The following is a 16,853-nucleotide window of genomic DNA, read 5'->3' as shown; positions in this document are numbered from 1 at the left end:
GTCCGTTGTACCCCGGATGCCTATGCGCACGGCCCCCGTGGCGCCGGTCCTCACGGATCCCTTACGCCGAGAGCGCTCCGCTCAGCCGACGGGCTCGCTCAGCGGCTCATCGGCGTCGGGTCCCGGATGCCGTGCCCCGGCGCTGCGGCGCGCAGCGGCGAGCACTGCGCCGATGCTGGCGACGATGACGAGGGCGATCCCGACGATCTCGAGCCACGATAGGTGCTGGCCGAGCAGCAGGAAGCCGGCGACCGAGGCCGTGGCCGGGCCGAGACTCATGAGGATCGCGAAGGCGGATGCCGCGAGCCGGCGCAGCGCGATGAGCTCGAGGGCGTAGGGGATGGTCGACGACAGCAGAGCGACGGCCGCGCCGAGGGCGAGGATGTCGACGCGCAGCAGGGATGCGCCGGCCTGGACGATGCCGAACGGGAGGGCGATCAGCGCACCGACCGTCATCGCGATGGCCAGGCCGTCGAGCCGAGGGAACTGCCGCCCCACGCGGGCCGACGCGAGGATGTACAGCGCCCAGCTGACGGCGGCCCCGAGGGCGAACACCACTCCGAGCGCGTCGAGGCGGTCCCACCCGCCGGCGCCGAGGGCGACCACGCCCGCCAGCGCAAGCCCCGCCCACAGCCAGCGCGCGGCACCGGTGGCCGTGAGGATCGACAGGGTCAGCGGACCGAGCACCTCGATCGTGACGGTGACTCCGAGCGGCAGGCGTTCGAGCGCGAGGTAGAAGAGTCCGTTCATCGCGGCGAGCACGACGCCGAAGCCGACGACGGAGCGCCAGGCCGACCCCGTGTGCCCGCGCCACCGCGGCCGGGCGATGAGCAGCAGCAGGAGCGCCGAGAACACCAGGCGCAGCATGACGATGCCGAGCGGCCCCGTGTCGGGGAACAGCATGACGGCGAAGGAGGCGCCGACCTCTTGGCAGACGAGGCCCGCGAACACCAGCGCCGCGGCCGACCCCTGGCCGCCGCGTGCGGTCATGTCGAGGTCATCCGGCGGGAGGGGCGCAGATGGCGTTGCCGGCGATGTTGTCGCGCATCTGCTGCGCAGTCCACGGCAGGCCCGCCTCGGGCGCGGTCTGCCCCTGGGCAGCCGGGGCCTTCGAGGCGATCGCCGCGAGCTCCCACGCGAGCCAGGCGCCGAAGTTCTTGCCGCCGCCCGAGTTGTTCAGCACGACCGCGACCGACATTCCGGTCTTCGGGTCGGCGAAGGCTCCGACGATGTAGCCCGGGGTCGCGCCGTACTGTCCGATCAGCGAGCCGGCCTGGTAGGCGCCGCCGGCGGCGGTGAACCAGGTGGGGCTGTCGGGGGTGACGGCGTAGGGAGTGGCGAAGCGGTCGTCACCGGCCGGCAGCAGCGATCCTGCAGCGAGCGCCTGGGCGTAGCGCCCGAGATCGGTGATGTCGGTCACCGCGCCCGAGTTGGCTCCGCCGAAGCTCGACGACAGCACCGTGTAATCGGCCGGGTCGGTGCAGGTGAATGCGCCCTCGGCGTTGCGCTGCGACCAGTAGCCCTCGAGCGCGTTCGTCCCCGCTGCGGCGGGAGCGGGCGCCGGCAGACCGGTCGCGCTCAGCCCCAGCGGTCCGGTGACGCGCTCGGCGATGGCCTGCGTCAGCGACTGGCCCGTCGCGCGCTCGACGGCGAGGCCGGCGAGGACGTAGTTGGTGTCGACGTCGGCGAACGTGGCGCCGGGCTCGTTCAGGCGCGGGCCGGCGATGCCGTAGGCCATCAGCTCGCGGGGGTTCCACACGCGGTCGGGGTTGTTCGCGAGCAGGCCCTGCAGCACCGGCGTGTAGGCGTTCAGCCCCGACGTGCTGTCGCACAGCTGACGCAGGGTGATGTCTTCGTAACCGGGGACGCCGCTCACCCACGTGGTGACCGGGTCGCTCATGTTCAGCGTGCCGTCGGCGGCGAGGCTGTAGAGCACGTCGCAGGTCATCGCGCGCGTGACGTCGGTGGCGCGGAACTCCATGTCGGAGGTCACCGCGGCACCGCCCGGCCCCTGCGTGCCGAGACCGGCCACCCAGGTGCCGCTCCACGGTGCCCAGACACCGACGATCGCGCCGGTGGAGCCGGTCGCGGTCATCGCGGCGTTCACCGCGTCCTGCAGTTCGGAGACCGTCGCGTCGGGCAGCGCGGCCTCGACCTGGGCGGGAACGTCGATCGACACGGATCCCTGCGCGGTGCAGCCGCTGAGGAGCGCGGCGAGCGCACTCGCGCCCACGATCGCGATGGCCGCAGGACGACGCCATCCCCGCATGTGTACCCCCAGGACTTCCGCGCACGACGAAGCGCGTACTCTCTCGATTCAAACACACGGCACCTGGGCGAATCGGGCCCTTGCGCTCGTGGGCCGTCACGTCTGCATCACGAACGGGCCGCGACAGCGCCGACTCCCGGTGAAATCAGGGTTAGGCGAACCTAACCCTGTGCGTATGATGGCCGCATGAACGCCGTCGCCCCGTTCTCCGCCGCCCTGCGCGAGCGCTCCAGCGGCGCGCACTCGACCCGCGAGTGCGACGGCTTCATGACTGAGCTGCTCACCGGGTCGGGGACGCGCGACGATTACATCGCGCTGATCGCCCAGCACTGGTTCATCTACGCCGCGCTCGAAGAGGCCGCGATTCACCTGCGGACCGACCCCGTGGCATCCGTGTTCCTCACCGGCACCCACTCGCGACTGCCCGCGCTCGAGGCCGACCTGTCCTTCCTCCTCGGTCCCGACTGGCGCGACCGCATCGCCCCGCTGCCGACCACGCAGGCCTACGTCTCGCGCATCCGTCGCGTCGCGGCGACCTGGCCGGGCGGCTTCGTGGCGCACCACTACACGCGTTTCGTCGGCGACCTGTCGGGCGGACCGTCGATCGGGCGTCTCATGCAGCGCCGGTTCGGGTTCGAGACCAACGGCATCGGCTTCCTGCTCTTCGGCGACATCGCCGACCCGAAGGCCTTCAAGAGCGTCTACCGCGAGCAGCTCGACGCGGCTCCCTGGGACGACGACGAGAAGGAGCGCGTGATCGCCGAGGTGCTTGTCGCGTATCGCTTCACGACCGAGCTGTTCGCCGACCTCACGCGCGCCAAGCGCTCGCGCGTCGCCTGAGGCTCACGCCTTCGCGGCGTCCTGCCGCGACAGCCACGCCTGCTTCATGAAGCGGCGCACGTCTTCGTCGACCCGGATGTCGCTCGGGCGCAGCGGGCGCGTGAGGTAGAGCCCCTCGAGCGAGGTCAGCCGGCTGAGCGCGACGTAGGTCTGCCCCGGGGCGAAGGCCCCCGCCCCGAGGTCGACGACGGCGCGGTCGTAGGTCTTGCCCTGCGACTTGTGGATGGTCACGGCCCAGGCCAGGCGCAGCGGGAACTGGGTGAACTCGGCGACGATCTCGCGCGAGAGGTTCTTCGTCCCGGGGTCGTAGGCGTACCGGTACCTCTCCCACACCGCCGGCTCGACGTCGTGCTCGATGCCGTCGACCTCGACCCGCACGCTGTCGCCCGCGATGCGGGTGACCGTGCCGATCGTGCCGTTCACCCAGCGCGGCGCCTCGCCGAACTGCGCCGCGTCGTTGCGCAGGAACATCACCTGCGCGCCGACCTTGAGCGTCAGCTCCATCTCGGCCGGATAGTTGGCCTCGCCCCGACCGAAGTCGCCCGAGATCTCGGCGTTGGCGGTCTGCGTGCGGCCGATGAGCTCGTCGAGGTGCTTGCGGTTGATGGTGTTGACCCGGTCGTTGCGGGTCGCGAGCGTGATGATCGGGTGCTCGCCGTCGGCCGGATGCGGGGGCGTGCGGGCTCCGGCGGTGTTCAGGATGCCGGCCATCTCGGCCGTCACCCGCCCGTACCGCACGGCGTTGAGCAGCTGTTTGAACCCCGGGTCGGACTGCCGGTGGATCTCGACGAGCTCGTTGACGTGCAGGTCGGCGCCGTGGCGGCCGATGTCGATGAGGCCGTCGCTGGCCGACTCCCCCGACCAGACCTTGGCGTCGAAGAACCAGAACGAGCGGTAGTGGTCCTGGATGTAGCGCATCTCGTCGCCCCGCGGCGGCACGGGAGCGAGTTGGTAGGGGTCGCCGAACATGACGATCTGCGTGCCGCCGAACGGCTCGGCACGGCGCCCTCGCGCTTGCCGGAGCGAGCGGTCGATGGCGTCCATGAGGTCGGCGTTGACCATCGAGACCTCGTCGATCACGAGCGTGTCGATGGCGTTGAGCAGCTTGCGGGTCGCGTCGTTCTGGTCGATGTCGCCGTTGGCGATGAGCCCGATCGGCAGGCGGAACAGCGAATGGATCGTCTGGCCCTCGACGTTGAGGGCGGCGACGCCGGTGGGCGCGCACACGGCGATCTGCTTCTTGGTGTTCCACGCCAGGTGCTGCAGCAGCGTCGACTTGCCCGTGCCCGCGCGGCCCGTGACGAAGACGTGCTCGCGCGTGTCCTCGATCAGGCGGAACAGCGCCTGCTGCTCGGCGGAGAGGGGCGGCGTGGTCACCGGTTCATGCTAGTTCGCGCACGTCGCCTCGGTCGGCGGGCGGGGGACGGGGCCGCCCATCGGCTCGGTCGTGGCCAACAGCCACCGGGCCTCGCCCGACAGCACGTCGGCGACGTGGCTGCGGAAGCGCGGGCACGCGGTGATGTCGTGCGCGCGGCAGCGCAGCGCGTGTTCGGTCATGGCGCGGGCCTGCGCGATGTCGGCGGCGCGGCGATCGAGCTCGGCCACGTGCTCCTCGAGCACGCGGTGCCGGTCGTGCGCCCCCTCGTCGAGCAGCACGCGGATCTGCTCGAGCGACATGCCCGCCGCCTTGTTGCGCAGGATCACCGCGACGCGCACGCTGTCGTCGTCGCCGTAGCGCCGCCGGCCGGCCGCGTCGCGGACGGGGCGGAGCAGCCCCTCGTCCTCCCAGTGCCGCAGCACGTGGGTCTCGAGGCCGAACCTCGCCGCCGTCTCTCCGATGGACTCGACCGACGCGCTTGACTTCATGTCGACATGAAGTCACACGATGGAGGCGAACGCAAGCGGAAGGACTCCTCATGTACGACGCGATCATCATCGGCGGCGGCCCCGCGGGGCTGCAGGCGGCCCTCACCCTCGGCCGCATGCACCGGCGCACCCTGCTGCTCGACGCGGGCACGTACCGCAACTCCACCGTGCGTCACGCGCACAACCTCCTCACCAACGACGGACGCGACCCCGCCGAGCTGCGGCGCATCGCCCGCGCCGAGATCGCCGCGTACGACACGGTCGAGATCCGGGATGCCGCGGCCGCGGCCGTCACGCGCGACGAGGGCTCCCTCACGGTCGCCGTCGGCGACGAGCGCCTCCGCGTGCACGCGGTGATCCTCGCCACGGGGGTGACCGACGAGCTCCCGCCGATCCCCGGTCTCGCGGAGCACTGGGGAGACACCGTCGCCAACTGCCCGTTCTGCCACGGCCACGAGTTCGCCGGGCGCCCGGTCGCGGTGATCAACGCGACGGCCCACGCGGGAATGCTGGCGCGCATGCTCGAGCCCGTGGCATCCGCGGTGCACGTCATCGACCCCGCCGAGGTGCGCGAGGTCGAGGGCTCCGACGGCGGTCTCGTGCTGCACCTGACCGACCGCGCCCTCGAGGTCGCCGGCGCCTTCGTCGCCCCCGTGTGGCGCTCGCGCAGCGACCTGCTCGATGCCCTGGGCGTCGAACGGCAGGAGTCGGGAGCCGCTCGCACCGACCCGTTCGGGCGCACCAGCGTCGAGGGCGTGTACGCCGTGGGCGACATCGCGCACCCCGATCACCTGCCCGGTCCCCTGTTCTCGCTCGCCGCGGCCATCGCGGGCGGGCAGCTCGCGGCGGTCGCCGTGGTGCAGTCGCTCGTCATGGACTGACGCGCGGGGCACCTTCGCAGGAGGGCTTTCTACACTGGAGGCGTGGACAACGCAGGCGGGGGCCCCGCGACGCCCGAGGGCGTTCGGGGTGCGCGCGTGCGCCATCCGCTCGAGATCCCCGCGATGGTCCTGATCGGCGTGCTGCTGGTCGCCGCGCTCGGGGCCGGAGCCGCGTCCCTGTACCGCGACTTCTACAGCCCCCGGGCGTTCGTGCTGCACTACCTCGAACTGCTGCAGGATCACCGCACCCCCGAGGCGCTGGCCGTGCCCGGCGTCGTGGTCGATTCCGCCGAGCTCGAGGCGGCGGGGCTTCCGGCCACGTCGTCCGAGGCGCTGCTGCGCCCCGACGTGCTGACGACGTTGACGGATGCCGAGATCACCGGCGAAGAAGTCGACGGAGACGACACGCTCGTGACGGTGTCCTACTCCGCCGGCGGCTACACCGGCACGACGACGTTCGCCGTCGCCCACGACACCGGATCGAGCCTGCTGCCGCGGTGGCGCTTCGCCCGCAGCCCCCTGTCGGTCATGAACCTGTCCGTTCAGGGGTCGATGCGCTTCTCGGTGAACGGCTTCGAGGTCGACAAGCGACAGGTGTCCGTCGACGGCGCCGACGCCGACCCCTCGGCATCCCTCCCCCTGCTCGTCTTCTCGCCGGGGCTGTACTCGGTCGCCGTCGACACGGCGATCTCGTCGACCCCGGGTGTCGCCGTGCTCGCCGACGCCCCGCTGGCGGGCATCCCCGTGTCGGTGCAGGCACAGCCCACCGAGCAGTTCATCGAGGTGGTGCAGCAGCGTGTCGAGGACTTCCTCTCGGCCTGCACGCAGCAGCAGGTGCTGCAGCCCACCGGCTGCCCGTTCGGCTACACGGTGCGCAACCGCATCGACGACGCGCCCACCTGGTCCATCGTCCAGCAGCCCGTCGTGACCGTCGTGCCCGACGGCGCGGGCTGGCGCATCCCCTCGGCCAAGGCCGTGGCCCACATCGACGTCGACGTGCGCTCGATCTTCGACGGCTCGGTGCGCACGGTCAGCGAAGACATCGCCTTCCGCGTCGACGGGCAGATCAGCGTGCTGCCCGACGGGTCGGCGTCGATCCTCGTCGGAGGCGGAACCGGGTCGGACTGACCCCGCTCAGCTGCCGCCGCGGGCGGCGACGCGGGCGTCGCGGGCGGCCAGCCGGGCAAGCTCTTCGTTGTACTGGTCGAGCTCGACGTCGCCCACGCGGTCGACGTGGCGGTCGCGCCGCTTCTGGTGGCGCTCGTCGCTGCGGCTCCACTGGATCGCGACGGTGATCGCGAGGATGAGCGTCGGGATCTCGCCGACCGACCACGCGACTCCACCGCCGACGTATTGATCCTCCAGCGGTGTGGCGCCCCACGTGCGGCCCATCGCCCCGAACCACTCCGCCACCATCAGGCCGGAGTTCATCATGATCGCGATGCCGAAGAACGCGTGCATCGCCATGATCGCGATGAGCACGAGCAGACGCATCGGGTAGGGCAGGCGGTAGGGCACCGGGTCGATGCCGATCAGGCTCAGCACGAACAGGTATCCCGTGATGAGGAAGTGCGCGACCATCCAGATGTGGCCGACGTGGCCGTACAGCGACCAGCGGAAGAGGTCGGTGTAGTAGAAGCCCCACAGCGAGCCGATGAACAGCCCGGCGGCGACGTAGGGGTTGGTCAGCACCTTGGCGACCGGGTTGTGCACCGCCCAGAGGATCCACTCGCGACCGCCGCGGGAGCCGTCGTCGCGCTTGCGGATCGCCCGCGCCGCGAGTGAGACCGGCGCACCCGCCACGAGCATGAGCGGGATCGCCATCGACAGCAGCATGTGCCCGATCATGTGCATGCTGAACAGGTAGTCCTGGTACACGTTGATCGGACCCGAGGTCACCCAGAAGACCCCGAACATGCCGAGGCACCACAGCACCGTGCGGTGGATGGGCCAGCGGTCGCCGCGGCGCAGCAGGCGCCAGACTCCGGCGAGGTAGAAGAACAGCGCGAACGCGACGACGAAGGTCCAGAGCAGATCGACGTTCCACGCCGTGAACCAACGCTCGAGGGTCAGCTCGGGCGGCAGCGGGGCGCCGGTGAGCACCTCGGCGGGCGTCTGCCCGACCAGCGGCGCCTCGACCGGCGGGGGCGTGCGTGCGAGTGCGGCGGCGACGCCGCTGGCGATGCCCATGAACACCAGCTCGAGCGAGACGACGCCCCAGAAGCGGCGCGAGCCGTTCTCATCGGCCATGCGCGAGATCAGGCGGCGCCGGTACCAGGCGCCCAGCACGCCCATCGCGACGAGGGCGAAGACCTTCACCAGCACCAGCACGCCGTACGCCGACCAGAGGTTCTGCAGCCCCAGCAGCCCGATCGAGGCGCGCACGGTACCCGACACGGCGACCACGACGAAGGCGACCAGCGCGAGCGAGGAGTAGCGCATCATCGTCGCCTGCAGCTGGGTGCGCGACATCGCGGGACGGATGACCACGAGCAGCACCAGGCCGCCGAGCCAGACGGCCGCCGCCATCAGGTGCAGCACGAGCGCGATGACGGCGGCGTCGTGGCTGGCCTCGTCGCCCGCGTGGCCCTGCGTGCCCATCGGCACCAGCGCGGCGAGCGACAGGATCGCGACCAGCAGGGTCGGAATCCACGACCGCACGGCGAAGGTCAGCACGGTCAGCACCGCGCCGGCGATCGTGGTCAGCAGCCACGCCTGCCCGAGCGGACTCTCGACCAGGAAGCGGCCGAGCTGCTGCCCGAAGACGGCGTCGAGGGTGGGCTTGGCGTTGAGGACGTTGAGGAACGTCATGTAGCCCGTGGCGGCCGAGGCGACGGTGAAGACGGCGGCGCCGATGGATGCCGTGTCGAGGGCGATCTCGAACGGCCGCTCCCCCGCCGGGAGAGCGAAGAGCGCCAGCACGAGCGAGCCGACGAGGGTCGCAGCCGACAGGTTGACCACGACCGTGGCGATGGGGAGCCCCCACCGCACCACCGGACCCGGGTCGGCCAGCTGGGGCGCGGCGGCTCCGCCGCCGTAGGCGAGCCCCGCGACGACGGCGATGAGCGAGACCGCGATCAGGATGACGGGTCCCGCGACACGGAGAAGCCGGGGGTTCACCTGCCCAGCCTACGTCGCCCGGGGACGACGAGGGGGGATGCCGTGTGGCATCCCCCCTCGACGACTCGCGGTCGAATTACTTGACGGCGGCCTTGAGCTTGGAGCCAGCGGTCACCTTGACGCGCTTGCCGGCGGGGATGGAGATCTCCTCACCCGTCTGCGGGTTGCGGCCGGTGCGCGCCGAGGTCGCGACCTGCTCGAAGGCGATCCAACCGGGGATCGAGACCTTGCTGCCCTTGGCGACCGCCTCGGAGACGGTGGAGAAGAGGGAGTCGAGCACGCCCGACACGGCGGACTGGCTCTGCCCGGTCGCGCTGGCGATGCTCGCGACGAGCTCGGTCTTGGTGATGGACTTGTCGGCCATGTGGTTTGTCCTCCAGACGACCACGCGGGTCGCCTCTCGTTACGCGGACGGAGAGGAAATCCTCCCCGTTGGTCGGGAGACCGCCTCGACAGTATCAACCGAACCGCGGAATTACGCGGATCTTGACGGATTTCGCGCCTTTCTCGACGGCGTGTCGCGGTGCGGGAGGGGCAGACGGGGCGCGTGAGGCCCGTGCGCGACGGCCTCTCCCTCCTCCGCCACGCCCCGGGGGTGAAGGCCTAGGCTCCCGCGGGCGATCCGACGGGTGTCCTACCGAGGGCGGAGCCGCCCGCGGGGGGTGGGGCCGAAGTCGGCCGAGAGCGTGCGACATATGATTTCGCGCATCTCATCCGCGAGGACACGACCGCGTAGCGACCCGACCCCGCGGGCGCTGATCCTTTGGAGTCGTCATGCCCGGAACCTCGTCTTCCGTCGACGCGCGCGCGGCCTTCCGCGCCGCGGCGCTGTCGACCGCCCAGCGCCTCGCGCCGGGCCACGGCGTCCCCCTGTCGCGGCACCTCGCCCTTCTCGCCGAGGCGGACTTCCCCGAGCCCCCGCCGGTCTGGACCGACGAGCGCGCCCTGACCGTCGCCGCCCTCCTGTCGGCCCGCGCACGCCGCGACGCTCTCGCCGAGGGGACCACGGTGGTGCGCCGGTACTTCGACGACGTGCGCCTGCTGCGACCCGCCGCCCTGTCATCGGGGGCCCGCGCCCTGCTGTACACCAGCGTCGGCGAATACTGCGCGGCCCTCGGCTGGCCCCAGGTCGCGACGCGCTTCGGCGCCGAGGCGCTGCTGTTCGCCGAGGCTCCGGCGCTGCGCTACCGGGCACTGACGGTGATGTCGCTCGGGCACGCCATCAACGGCGAGTTCGAGGCGGCGGAGTCGTCTCGGGAGGCCGCCGATCGTCTCTTCGCCGAGCACGGCTGGCCGCGGCAGGAGCAGGCGTACATCCTGCTGCTGGCCGAGATCCTCACCTCGGCGGCGAGCCTCGACATCGAGCGGCTCGCGCGCATCTCGCGGGTGCTCGACGAGGCCTTCGCCGACAACCCGTACGCGGTCTACACCGCGCGGGCGGCCGAGGTCATGGTGCAGCTGCTGCGACGCGACTTCGGCGGCGCGCGCGCCGGAGCCCGGCAGCTGCTGCACTCGAGCGGCAGCCACGAGAGCCATCGCATGGTCCGCTCGTTCGTCGTGAGCATCCTGTCGGACATTTACGTCGCGCAGGGCGACCCCCTGCAGGCCCTCGCCGTCCTCGAGCCGTACCGCAACCCCCAGGGCCACGGCGTCTGCTTCTCGATGCAGCGCTCGGCGGCCCTGCTGCAACTGGGTCGCGAGCGCGATCTGCTGCGCGAGACCGACGCCTGCGTGGCATCCGAGACCGATCACTGCCTGCGCACCCTCATGCCCGTACTGCTCGGCCGGGCCCTCGCGTGGAACCGTCTCGGCGACGACCGTCGCGCGCGCCAGAGCGTCGAGGCGGCGCTGCTGATCATGGCGCAGACCGGAACCTGGGCGACGACGTTCTCGATGCTCCCGCGCGACGAGACGATGGAGCTGGTCGAGGCCGTGGCGGGGGCGCGACCCGACCTCGCCGCGATGCTGCCGGAGCTCACCCGTACCATCGCGCTCGTGGCGGCGCCCGGAGACGACGGCGCCGACCGCCCGGCCGGTCCCCCGCTGCGCCTGACGCCCACCGAGCGCGACCTGGTCTCGCAGCTGCACTCCTCGCTGAGCCTCGCCGAGATCGCGCACGCGAGAGGCGTGTCGGTGAACACCGTGAAGAGCCAGGTGCGCTCGATCTACCTCAAGCTCGGCGTGAGCGGACGCACCGAGGCGGTCGAGCATCTCTCGGGCGTCCGCGCCTGAGAACGCCGAAGGGCGGGGGTCCCTTTCGGGAACCCCCGCCCTTCGGACAGGTGTCTGGTGCTTACCAGGACGACTTGGTCACACCGGGCAGCTCGCCACGGTGGGCCATGTCACGGAAGCGGACGCGCGAGACGCCGAACTTCGTGAGGACACCACGGGGGCGGCCGTCGATGACGTCGCGGCTGCGCACGCGCGCGGGCGACGCGTTGCGGGGGAGCTTCTGCAGACCCACGCGGGCGGCCTCGCGGGCCTCGTCGGTCGCGTTGGGGTCGACCAGGGTCTTCTTCAGCTCGGCGCGCTTCGCGGCGTAGCGCTCGACGACGACCTTGCGCTGCTCGTTGCGCGCGATCTTGCTCTTCTTAGCCATGTGCTTAGCGCTCCTCTCGGAAGTCGACGTGCTTGCGGACCACGGGGTCGTACTTCTTGAGCACGATGCGGTCGGGGTTGTTGCGGCGGTTCTTGCGCGTCACGTAGGTGTACCCCGTGCCGGCGGTCGAACGCAGCTTGATGATCGGACGAACGTCCTGAGCCTTCTTCGCCATTACAGCTTCACGCCCTTCGCCTGCAGGTCACGGACGACGGACTCGATGCCGCGAGCGTCGATGACCTTGATGCCCTTCGCCGAAACGTTGAGCTTGATGTTGCGACCCAGCGACGGAACGAAGTAGGTCTTCTTCTGCACGTTCGGGTCGAAGCGGCGCTTCGTCCGGCGGTGCGAGTGCGAGATGTTGTGACCGAAGCCGGGAACCGCTCCAGTCACCTGGCACACTGCTGCCATGGTGATGTCTCCTTCTGTACCGTGACACCGGACGGTGCCACCCAAGATCCCTTGTCTGCACCCCGTCCGAGCACGGCGGAAGGCCGGGATCGGGAAGAGGGATGCGAACTGCGTGCTGGAGTGCGCGCAGACAAGGGGTCAGTCTAGCACGGACAGCGTGCCCACCCTGAGCCTGTCGAAGGGTCGGCTTGACCCGATCAGGTCATCGAACGCGAGGTCCCTGAGCGAACGCGAGGCCCCTGAGCGAACGCGAGGCCCCTGAGCGAACGCGAGGTCCCTGAGCGAACGCGAGGCCCCTGAGCGAACGCGAGGTCCCTGAGCCTGTCGAAGGGACCGGGGGCTTCGACAAGCTCAGCCACCCCACCCCCACCCCCACCCGCCGAGGTCCCTGAGCGAACGCGAGGTCTCTGAGCGAACGCGAGGTCCCTGCGCCTGTCGAAGGGACCGGGGCTTCGACGCGCTCAGCCCCCTCACGCCCCGCCCGCCTCCGCGGCGCCCCGGCCCCAGCGGAACGTCGAGACCGTGGCATCCCCCTCGATCCAGAACCGCCACGGGAACGCCGCCGTCCCCGCGATGCCCGCCACACCGACCCGCGGGCCCGTCGCCACGCGGGCGACCGGCTCGGCCGGCAGCAGCAGGCGCGCTCGCGCTCCCGCGTGCTCCGCACCGGTCACCGCGTCGATCCCGTCGTGCACCGGATGCCGCAGGCCCACGGCGTCGCCGAGTCGGCCGGGTCCGCGGGCGAGGTCGCGCGCGCTGCGCACGGCACCGCGGCGCTCGAGTCGTCGACGCTCGGCCACCGCCTCGCCCTCGATGACCTCGGCACCGCGCAGGAGCACACCGCCGGCGACCCCCTCGGGTCCGCACACCACGTTGACGCACGAGTGGATGCCGTGGCTCAGGTATACGTAGAGGTGGCCGGGCTCGCCCCACATCGTGGCGTTGCGCGCCGTCGGGCCCATGCGGGCGTGCGAGCCCGGGTCGGGCCGGTCGCCGGTGCCGAGCCCGTGGTAGGCCTCGACCTCGGTCAGACGCATCACCACGCGCTCGCCCGCGACCACCGTCTCGAGCAGCGCGCCGAGCAGCAGCGGGGCGACCTCGACGGGCAGGGCCGACAGCTCGTCGCGCGACGCGGGTCGGCTCGCGACCGGGGTCACTGCGGCGGCACCTGGCACCACGACAGGTCGAAGCCCTGCAGGGCGACGACCTCCTGCCCCGTGTCGATCTCGACGAGGTGCGTGAGCAGGCGCTCGGGGAGCGGCAGCTGATACCGGTCGTAGGGGTTGTCGACCGCGCGCGGTGCCACCAGCACGGCGGCGTACCGGCCGCTGGGCGAGACGCACGTCTGCAGCACGGTGTCGGCGCCGGGCACCTCGACCAGCGGGTCGACGGTGCCGTCGGTGGCCACGTGGGCCACGATCGTCGAGCGCGAGACCCCGTCGGAGCTGATGTCGGCGAACGAGCGGATGGTGCCCGCGTCGGTCCCCGGCACCGGCGTCGCGCGACCCGCGAGCCCCGGCGGATCGACGGGCTCGACGAGCCCCTGCTCGGACCCGTCGGTGAGGTTGATCTCGCGGATGCCCTCGAGACGTTCCACCACCGCCACCGACGACCCGCGGGCGATGCCGTCGATCGACACGGCGCTGCCGAGCGGCGCCGCATTGCCGCCCTGGGCGTCGGTGAGCAGCAGACGCGAGTCGAAGGTGAGCACGAGCATGCTGTCGGTGTCGGGCACGAAGCGGTAGTCGGCGATGCGCACGTCGCCGCCGTTCAGACCCACCTCGGTGGGAGGGGCGTCGTCGGCCGCCGACGCCGTGAACAGACGGCTCTCGCGTCCCCCGGCGGCACTCAGGTCGGCATCCGAGAACGTGAATCCGATCCGCTCTCCGCGGTCGGCCGACTGCAGGTTCGAGACGAACCCCGGGCCCGGCAAGGTGATGTCGCGCTGGTTCTTGCCGTCGAGGTCGGTCACGATGACCCGGGCCGTCTCGCCGTCGCGCACCGAGATGACCAGGTGATTGGCGGTCGCGCGGAAATCCTCGATGTGCGGGTGCACGAAGACGGGGAGCCCCGCCTCGCCCTTCAGGTCGGTGCGGAAGATCGTGTCGCCCTCGGGCGTGCCCCGCTGCATGAGGAAGGCCTGCAGCGGCGGGGTATGGAAGCTCTCGGTGAGGGTCGACGAGGGTCCCGCGCCGAGGCCGTTCACGCCGTTGACGGTGATGCGGTAGTCGGTGTCGTCGCGCAGCGGCAGGGTGAAGCGCACGCCGACGCTGCGGCCGGCCGTGTCGACAGTGAAGGGGGCAGCTGGCTCGACCACGACCTGCGAGGGGTCGACCGTCTCGAGCGACTGCGTCGTGGTGAGGATCACGCGCGACCCCGATGCCGCGACCGCGGCCGCGGGGTCGACCTGCACATCTGTCACGCGCGGGCCCTGTGCGACCGCGACGACACCGCCGAGACCGCCGACCACGACGAGGCCGACGAGCACGATGGCGAAGGCCATCGCGAAGCCGCGGCCGCGGCGCTTGCGCGAACGGGCGCGACGCGACGAACCGGCGCCCGCGGCGCGTCGGCTGTCAGTACTCATACGGATCCGCCGGCTCGTCGATCGAGGCCACCTGATCTGCGTGCACCTCGAGCTTGCCGTCGCCGCTGGAGCGCACCGTGCCCGTGACCGTCACCCACTGCCCCGTCGAGGGGGCGTCGACGGTGGCGGCGATGGGCAGGCGGGCGGTCTGCGCATCGATCACGCAGTGCGTGATCACGAGGCGGGTCAGGTCGAACGTCGAGCCGTCGGCGGCCGGAGTGATGAAGCCGGTGAGGGTGACGGGCTTGCCGTCGAAGGTCTCGGGGTTGGTGGCGTGCGCGAACACCGCCGACCAGTCGCCGATGCCGAAGGTCGAGGTGTCGCCCGAGGCGGCGAGCGTGATGACGTCGGACCCGGCGAACAGCGGCGGGGCCCCCACGTCGCGCGAGACGGCGAGCTCGGTCGACAGCGAGGCTGCCGGCGTCAGCAGCACCGCGATCACGGCGCCCGAGGCCAGCACTCCCCCGGTGAACGCGGCGATGCCGCCGGGGGTCAGTCGCGGCCTCGCGGCCAGATGATCGTGCGCCACGCGGTCGTGGTCGTCCATGGCATCCGCGTGCTCGTGATCGGCGTGCGCGAACGCCTCGCGCCGGGCCGACGCCGAGGCCGGCGCATGGCCGTGCTCGTGGTCGTGGCCGTGATCGGCTTCGGCCCCGAGCGGCAGGGCGAACGACGCGATCGCGCCGATCAGCGCCACCACCGACATGCCGACCGCGAACCAGGCGGAGTCGGGGTTGATGTACAGCGACATGCGGCCGGTGAGCCACAGCGTGATCGTCGTGATCGACAAGCACGCGGTGAGCCCCACCCCGAGCCAGCGCGTGGCGAGTGCGGATGCCTTAGACAATCAGGTTCACCACCGTTCCGAGCGCGAAGGCGAACAGCACCACGACGACCGTCATGCCCGCGAGCACGCGGGTGGTGAAGGTCGTGCGCAGCAGCGCCATCATCTTGAGGTCGATGATCGGGCCGACCACGAGGAAGGCGACGATCGAGCCGGGCGTAAAGGTCGACGCGAACGACAGGGCGAAGAACGCATCGACGTTGGAGCACAGCGACACCACGATGGCGAGCACCATCATCGCCGCGATCGACAGGGCCGGGTCGGAGCCGATCGCCAGCAGGGCGCTGCGCGGCACGAGCACCTGCACCGCGCCGGCCAGGAGCGATCCGATGATCAGGGCCGGCATGACCGAGCGCAGCTCGACCACCAGCTGGGCGAGGGTGCGCCGGCCGCGGTCGCCGCGCTCCTGCACGACGATCTCGCACGTCTCGAGGAAGCGCTCGGTGAGCAGCTTGTCGGGATCCGGATGCCGGCTGTACAGCCACCCGAGAAGGTTCGCGACCAGGAAGCCGCCGATCAGGCGCGCCACCAGGATGCCGTCGCTGAAGCCGAACGCCGCGTGCGTGGAGATGATGACGATCGGGTTCACGATGGGGGCAGCCACGAGGAACGTCAGGGTGTCGCTCACCCCGAACCCGCGCATCATGAGCCCGCGCGCGAAGGGGACGTTGCCGCACTCGCAGACCGGGATGAACATGCCCAGCAGCGACAGCACGGCCCGGCGCGCCCACGGCGCGCGCGGCATCCATCGCTCGATCGCCCCCGGCGGCACCCACACCTGCACGAGGATCGACAGCACGACGCCGAGCACCACGAACGGCAGCGACTCGATCAGCACGCTCAGGGCGAGCGTGAGTCCGTCCTGCGCGCGGGTGGGCAGCGGCTGGGCGAAGAAGGTCGGCGCGAACGCGTCGACGAGGAACAGCGCGGTCACCACGAGCACACCCAGGCCGAGCGCGACGAGGGTGCGGGAGGGCCCCGACCGCTGCGGCGCGGGGGCCGTGGTGCGACTACTCGTCGCCACGCTCGCGAGCCCGTGCGAGGGCACAGTCGGTGCACAGGCCGAAAATGTCGACCACGTGCTCGGCTTCGATGAACCCGTTCTGGGCGGCGGTGCGCTGGGCCCACTCCTCGACGTCGGTCGCGGCGATCTCGACGGCCTTGCCGCACGAGCGGCAGATGAGGTGGTGGTGGTGCCCGCGGCTCTCGCACGCGCGGAAGAGGTTCTCACCCTCGGGGCTCTGCAGCGAGTCGGCGTCGCCGCGCGCGGCGAGACCGGCGAGCGTGCGATACACGGTCGCGAGGCCGATGCCGGTGTTCTCGTCGCGCAGGGTGGCGTGCAGCGACTGCGCGCTGACGAAGCCACCCGCTCCGGAGAGGGCTTCGCGCACGCGCTCGCGCTGCCACGTGTTGCGCTGGACCATGGCCGGGAGTCT

The 16,853-nt window shown here is 71.4% G+C and carries 18 protein-coding genes; 4 read left to right on the top strand and 14 right to left on the bottom strand.

Annotated elements, in window-relative coordinates:
- Positions 1-81: 81 nt before the first annotated feature.
- A complete protein-coding gene (locus ABXS86_RS11040) occupies positions 82-990 on the bottom strand; it encodes an EamA family transporter (RefSeq protein ID WP_307207312.1) in 909 nt (302 codons plus the stop codon).
- 7 nt (positions 991-997) lie between these two features.
- A complete protein-coding gene (locus ABXS86_RS11035; RefSeq protein ID WP_353664473.1) occupies positions 998-2,269 on the bottom strand; it encodes a serine hydrolase domain-containing protein in 1,272 nt (423 codons plus the stop codon).
- 186 nt (positions 2,270-2,455) lie between these two features.
- On the opposite strand from ABXS86_RS11035, the gene ABXS86_RS11030 reads away from it, so the two are divergent.
- Complete coding sequence (locus ABXS86_RS11030) at positions 2,456-3,109, top strand: heme oxygenase (biliverdin-producing) (protein WP_307207316.1); 654 nt, start codon at positions 2,456-2,458, stop codon at positions 3,107-3,109.
- A gap of 3 nt (positions 3,110-3,112) precedes the next feature.
- Here the strand turns inward: ABXS86_RS11030 and ABXS86_RS11025 are convergent, their stop codons facing one another.
- Both ABXS86_RS11025 and ABXS86_RS11020 read right to left on the bottom strand, forming a co-directional pair.
- Positions 3,113-4,486, bottom strand: coding sequence for an ATP-dependent RecD-like DNA helicase (locus tag ABXS86_RS11025; RefSeq protein WP_353664472.1), 1,374 nt, complete (start codon positions 4,484-4,486; stop codon positions 3,113-3,115).
- 9 nt (positions 4,487-4,495) lie between these two features.
- Positions 4,496-4,975 (bottom strand): MerR family transcriptional regulator, encoded by a 480-nt coding sequence (locus ABXS86_RS11020; RefSeq protein ID WP_307207320.1) that lies wholly within the window; start codon positions 4,973-4,975, stop codon positions 4,496-4,498.
- Positions 4,976-5,025: 50 nt separating this feature from the next.
- On the opposite strand from ABXS86_RS11020, the gene ABXS86_RS11015 reads away from it, so the two are divergent.
- Together ABXS86_RS11015 and ABXS86_RS11010 are read left to right on the top strand one after the other, a co-directional pair.
- Entirely contained in the window at positions 5,026-5,856 is an 831-nt protein-coding gene (locus ABXS86_RS11015; protein ID WP_353664471.1) for an NAD(P)/FAD-dependent oxidoreductase, read from the top strand.
- Between the two features lie 42 nt (positions 5,857-5,898).
- A complete protein-coding gene (locus ABXS86_RS11010; RefSeq protein WP_353664470.1) occupies positions 5,899-6,984 on the top strand; it encodes a hypothetical protein in 1,086 nt (361 codons plus the stop codon).
- A gap of 6 nt (positions 6,985-6,990) precedes the next feature.
- Here the strand turns inward: ABXS86_RS11010 and ABXS86_RS11005 are convergent, their stop codons facing one another.
- The gene (locus tag ABXS86_RS11005; RefSeq protein WP_353664469.1) at positions 6,991-8,976 is read right to left on the bottom strand and encodes a cytochrome c oxidase assembly protein; all 1,986 of its coding nucleotides are present in this window, start codon (positions 8,974-8,976) and stop codon (positions 6,991-6,993) included.
- A 76-nt stretch (positions 8,977-9,052) separates the two neighbouring features.
- Entirely contained in the window at positions 9,053-9,340 is a 288-nt protein-coding gene (locus tag ABXS86_RS11000) for an HU family DNA-binding protein (RefSeq protein ID WP_013584778.1), read from the bottom strand.
- Positions 9,341-9,750: 410 nt separating this feature from the next.
- Here ABXS86_RS11000 and ABXS86_RS10995 point away from each other — a divergent pair, with 410 nt between their 5' ends.
- Positions 9,751-11,208, top strand: a complete 1,458-nt coding sequence (locus tag ABXS86_RS10995; RefSeq protein ID WP_353664468.1) for a LuxR C-terminal-related transcriptional regulator — start codon at positions 9,751-9,753, stop codon at positions 11,206-11,208.
- Between the two features lie 61 nt (positions 11,209-11,269).
- On the opposite strand, the gene rpsN is transcribed toward ABXS86_RS10995, so the two are convergent.
- The 8 genes from rpsN to ABXS86_RS10955 form a co-directional block, all read right to left on the bottom strand.
- Entirely contained in the window at positions 11,270-11,575 is a 306-nt protein-coding gene (gene rpsN / locus ABXS86_RS10990) for a 30S ribosomal protein S14 (RefSeq protein ID WP_022878196.1), read from the bottom strand.
- A 4-nt stretch (positions 11,576-11,579) separates the two neighbouring features.
- Positions 11,580-11,750 carry a 50S ribosomal protein L33 gene (gene rpmG, locus ABXS86_RS10985; protein ID WP_013584775.1) on the bottom strand — a complete coding sequence of 57 codons (171 nt, stop codon included), beginning with the start codon at positions 11,748-11,750 and terminating at the stop codon, positions 11,580-11,582.
- The gene (rpmB, locus tag ABXS86_RS10980; protein WP_055832508.1) at positions 11,750-11,986 is read right to left on the bottom strand and encodes a 50S ribosomal protein L28; all 237 of its coding nucleotides are present in this window, start codon (positions 11,984-11,986) and stop codon (positions 11,750-11,752) included. Before rpmB ends, rpmG begins: the two co-directional genes overlap by 1 nt.
- Positions 11,987-12,456: 470 nt before the next feature.
- Positions 12,457-13,143: a DNA-3-methyladenine glycosylase gene (locus ABXS86_RS10975; protein WP_353664467.1), complete on the bottom strand. Its 687-nt coding sequence runs from the start codon at positions 13,141-13,143 to the stop codon at positions 12,457-12,459.
- The gene (locus ABXS86_RS10970) at positions 13,140-14,573 is read right to left on the bottom strand and encodes a hypothetical protein (protein WP_353664466.1); all 1,434 of its coding nucleotides are present in this window, start codon (positions 14,571-14,573) and stop codon (positions 13,140-13,142) included. Before ABXS86_RS10970 ends, ABXS86_RS10975 begins: the two co-directional genes overlap by 4 nt.
- A complete protein-coding gene (locus ABXS86_RS10965; RefSeq protein WP_307207354.1) occupies positions 14,563-15,420 on the bottom strand; it encodes a DUF1980 domain-containing protein in 858 nt (285 codons plus the stop codon). The genes ABXS86_RS10970 and ABXS86_RS10965 overlap by 11 nt, the downstream gene beginning before the upstream one ends.
- Positions 15,413-16,441 carry a permease gene (locus ABXS86_RS10960; protein WP_353664465.1) on the bottom strand — a complete coding sequence of 343 codons (1,029 nt, stop codon included), beginning with the start codon at positions 16,439-16,441 and terminating at the stop codon, positions 15,413-15,415. The genes ABXS86_RS10965 and ABXS86_RS10960 overlap by 8 nt, the downstream gene beginning before the upstream one ends.
- On the bottom strand, positions 16,428-16,841 hold the full coding sequence (locus ABXS86_RS10955; protein WP_144831283.1) for a Fur family transcriptional regulator: 414 nt from the start codon (positions 16,839-16,841) through the stop codon (positions 16,428-16,430). Before ABXS86_RS10955 ends, ABXS86_RS10960 begins: the two co-directional genes overlap by 14 nt.
- Positions 16,842-16,853: the final 12 nt, after the last annotated feature.

Source organism: Microbacterium sp. che218 (assembly GCF_040436305.1).
Taxonomy (GTDB): domain Bacteria; phylum Actinomycetota; class Actinomycetes; order Actinomycetales; family Microbacteriaceae; genus Microbacterium; species Microbacterium algihabitans.
Note: the sequence above shows the minus strand (reverse complement) of the source record. Positions and strands in the feature narration are given on the sequence as shown.

Coding starts and splice junctions, on each gene's coding strand:
- ABXS86_RS11040 (WP_307207312.1), bottom strand. CDS start 990: ATGACCGCACGCGGCGGCCAGGGGTCGGCCGCGGCGCTGGTGTTCGCG.
- ABXS86_RS11035 (WP_353664473.1), bottom strand. CDS start 2,269: ATGCGGGGATGGCGTCGTCCTGCGGCCATCGCGATCGTGGGCGCGAGT.
- ABXS86_RS11030 (WP_307207316.1), top strand. CDS start 2,456: ATGAACGCCGTCGCCCCGTTCTCCGCCGCCCTGCGCGAGCGCTCCAGC.
- ABXS86_RS11020 (WP_307207320.1), bottom strand. CDS start 4,975: ATGAAGTCAAGCGCGTCGGTCGAGTCCATCGGAGAGACGGCGGCGAGG.
- ABXS86_RS11015 (WP_353664471.1), top strand. CDS start 5,026: ATGTACGACGCGATCATCATCGGCGGCGGCCCCGCGGGGCTGCAGGCG.
- ABXS86_RS11000 (WP_013584778.1), bottom strand. CDS start 9,340: ATGGCCGACAAGTCCATCACCAAGACCGAGCTCGTCGCGAGCATCGCC.
- ABXS86_RS10995 (WP_353664468.1), top strand. CDS start 9,751: ATGCCCGGAACCTCGTCTTCCGTCGACGCGCGCGCGGCCTTCCGCGCC.
- rpsN (WP_022878196.1), bottom strand. CDS start 11,575: ATGGCTAAGAAGAGCAAGATCGCGCGCAACGAGCAGCGCAAGGTCGTC.
- rpmG (WP_013584775.1), bottom strand. CDS start 11,750: ATGGCGAAGAAGGCTCAGGACGTTCGTCCGATCATCAAGCTGCGTTCG.
- rpmB (WP_055832508.1), bottom strand. CDS start 11,986: ATGGCAGCAGTGTGCCAGGTGACTGGAGCGGTTCCCGGCTTCGGTCAC.
- ABXS86_RS10970 (WP_353664466.1), bottom strand. CDS start 14,573: ATGAGTACTGACAGCCGACGCGCCGCGGGCGCCGGTTCGTCGCGTCGC.
- ABXS86_RS10955 (WP_144831283.1), bottom strand. CDS start 16,841: ATGGTCCAGCGCAACACGTGGCAGCGCGAGCGCGTGCGCGAAGCCCTC.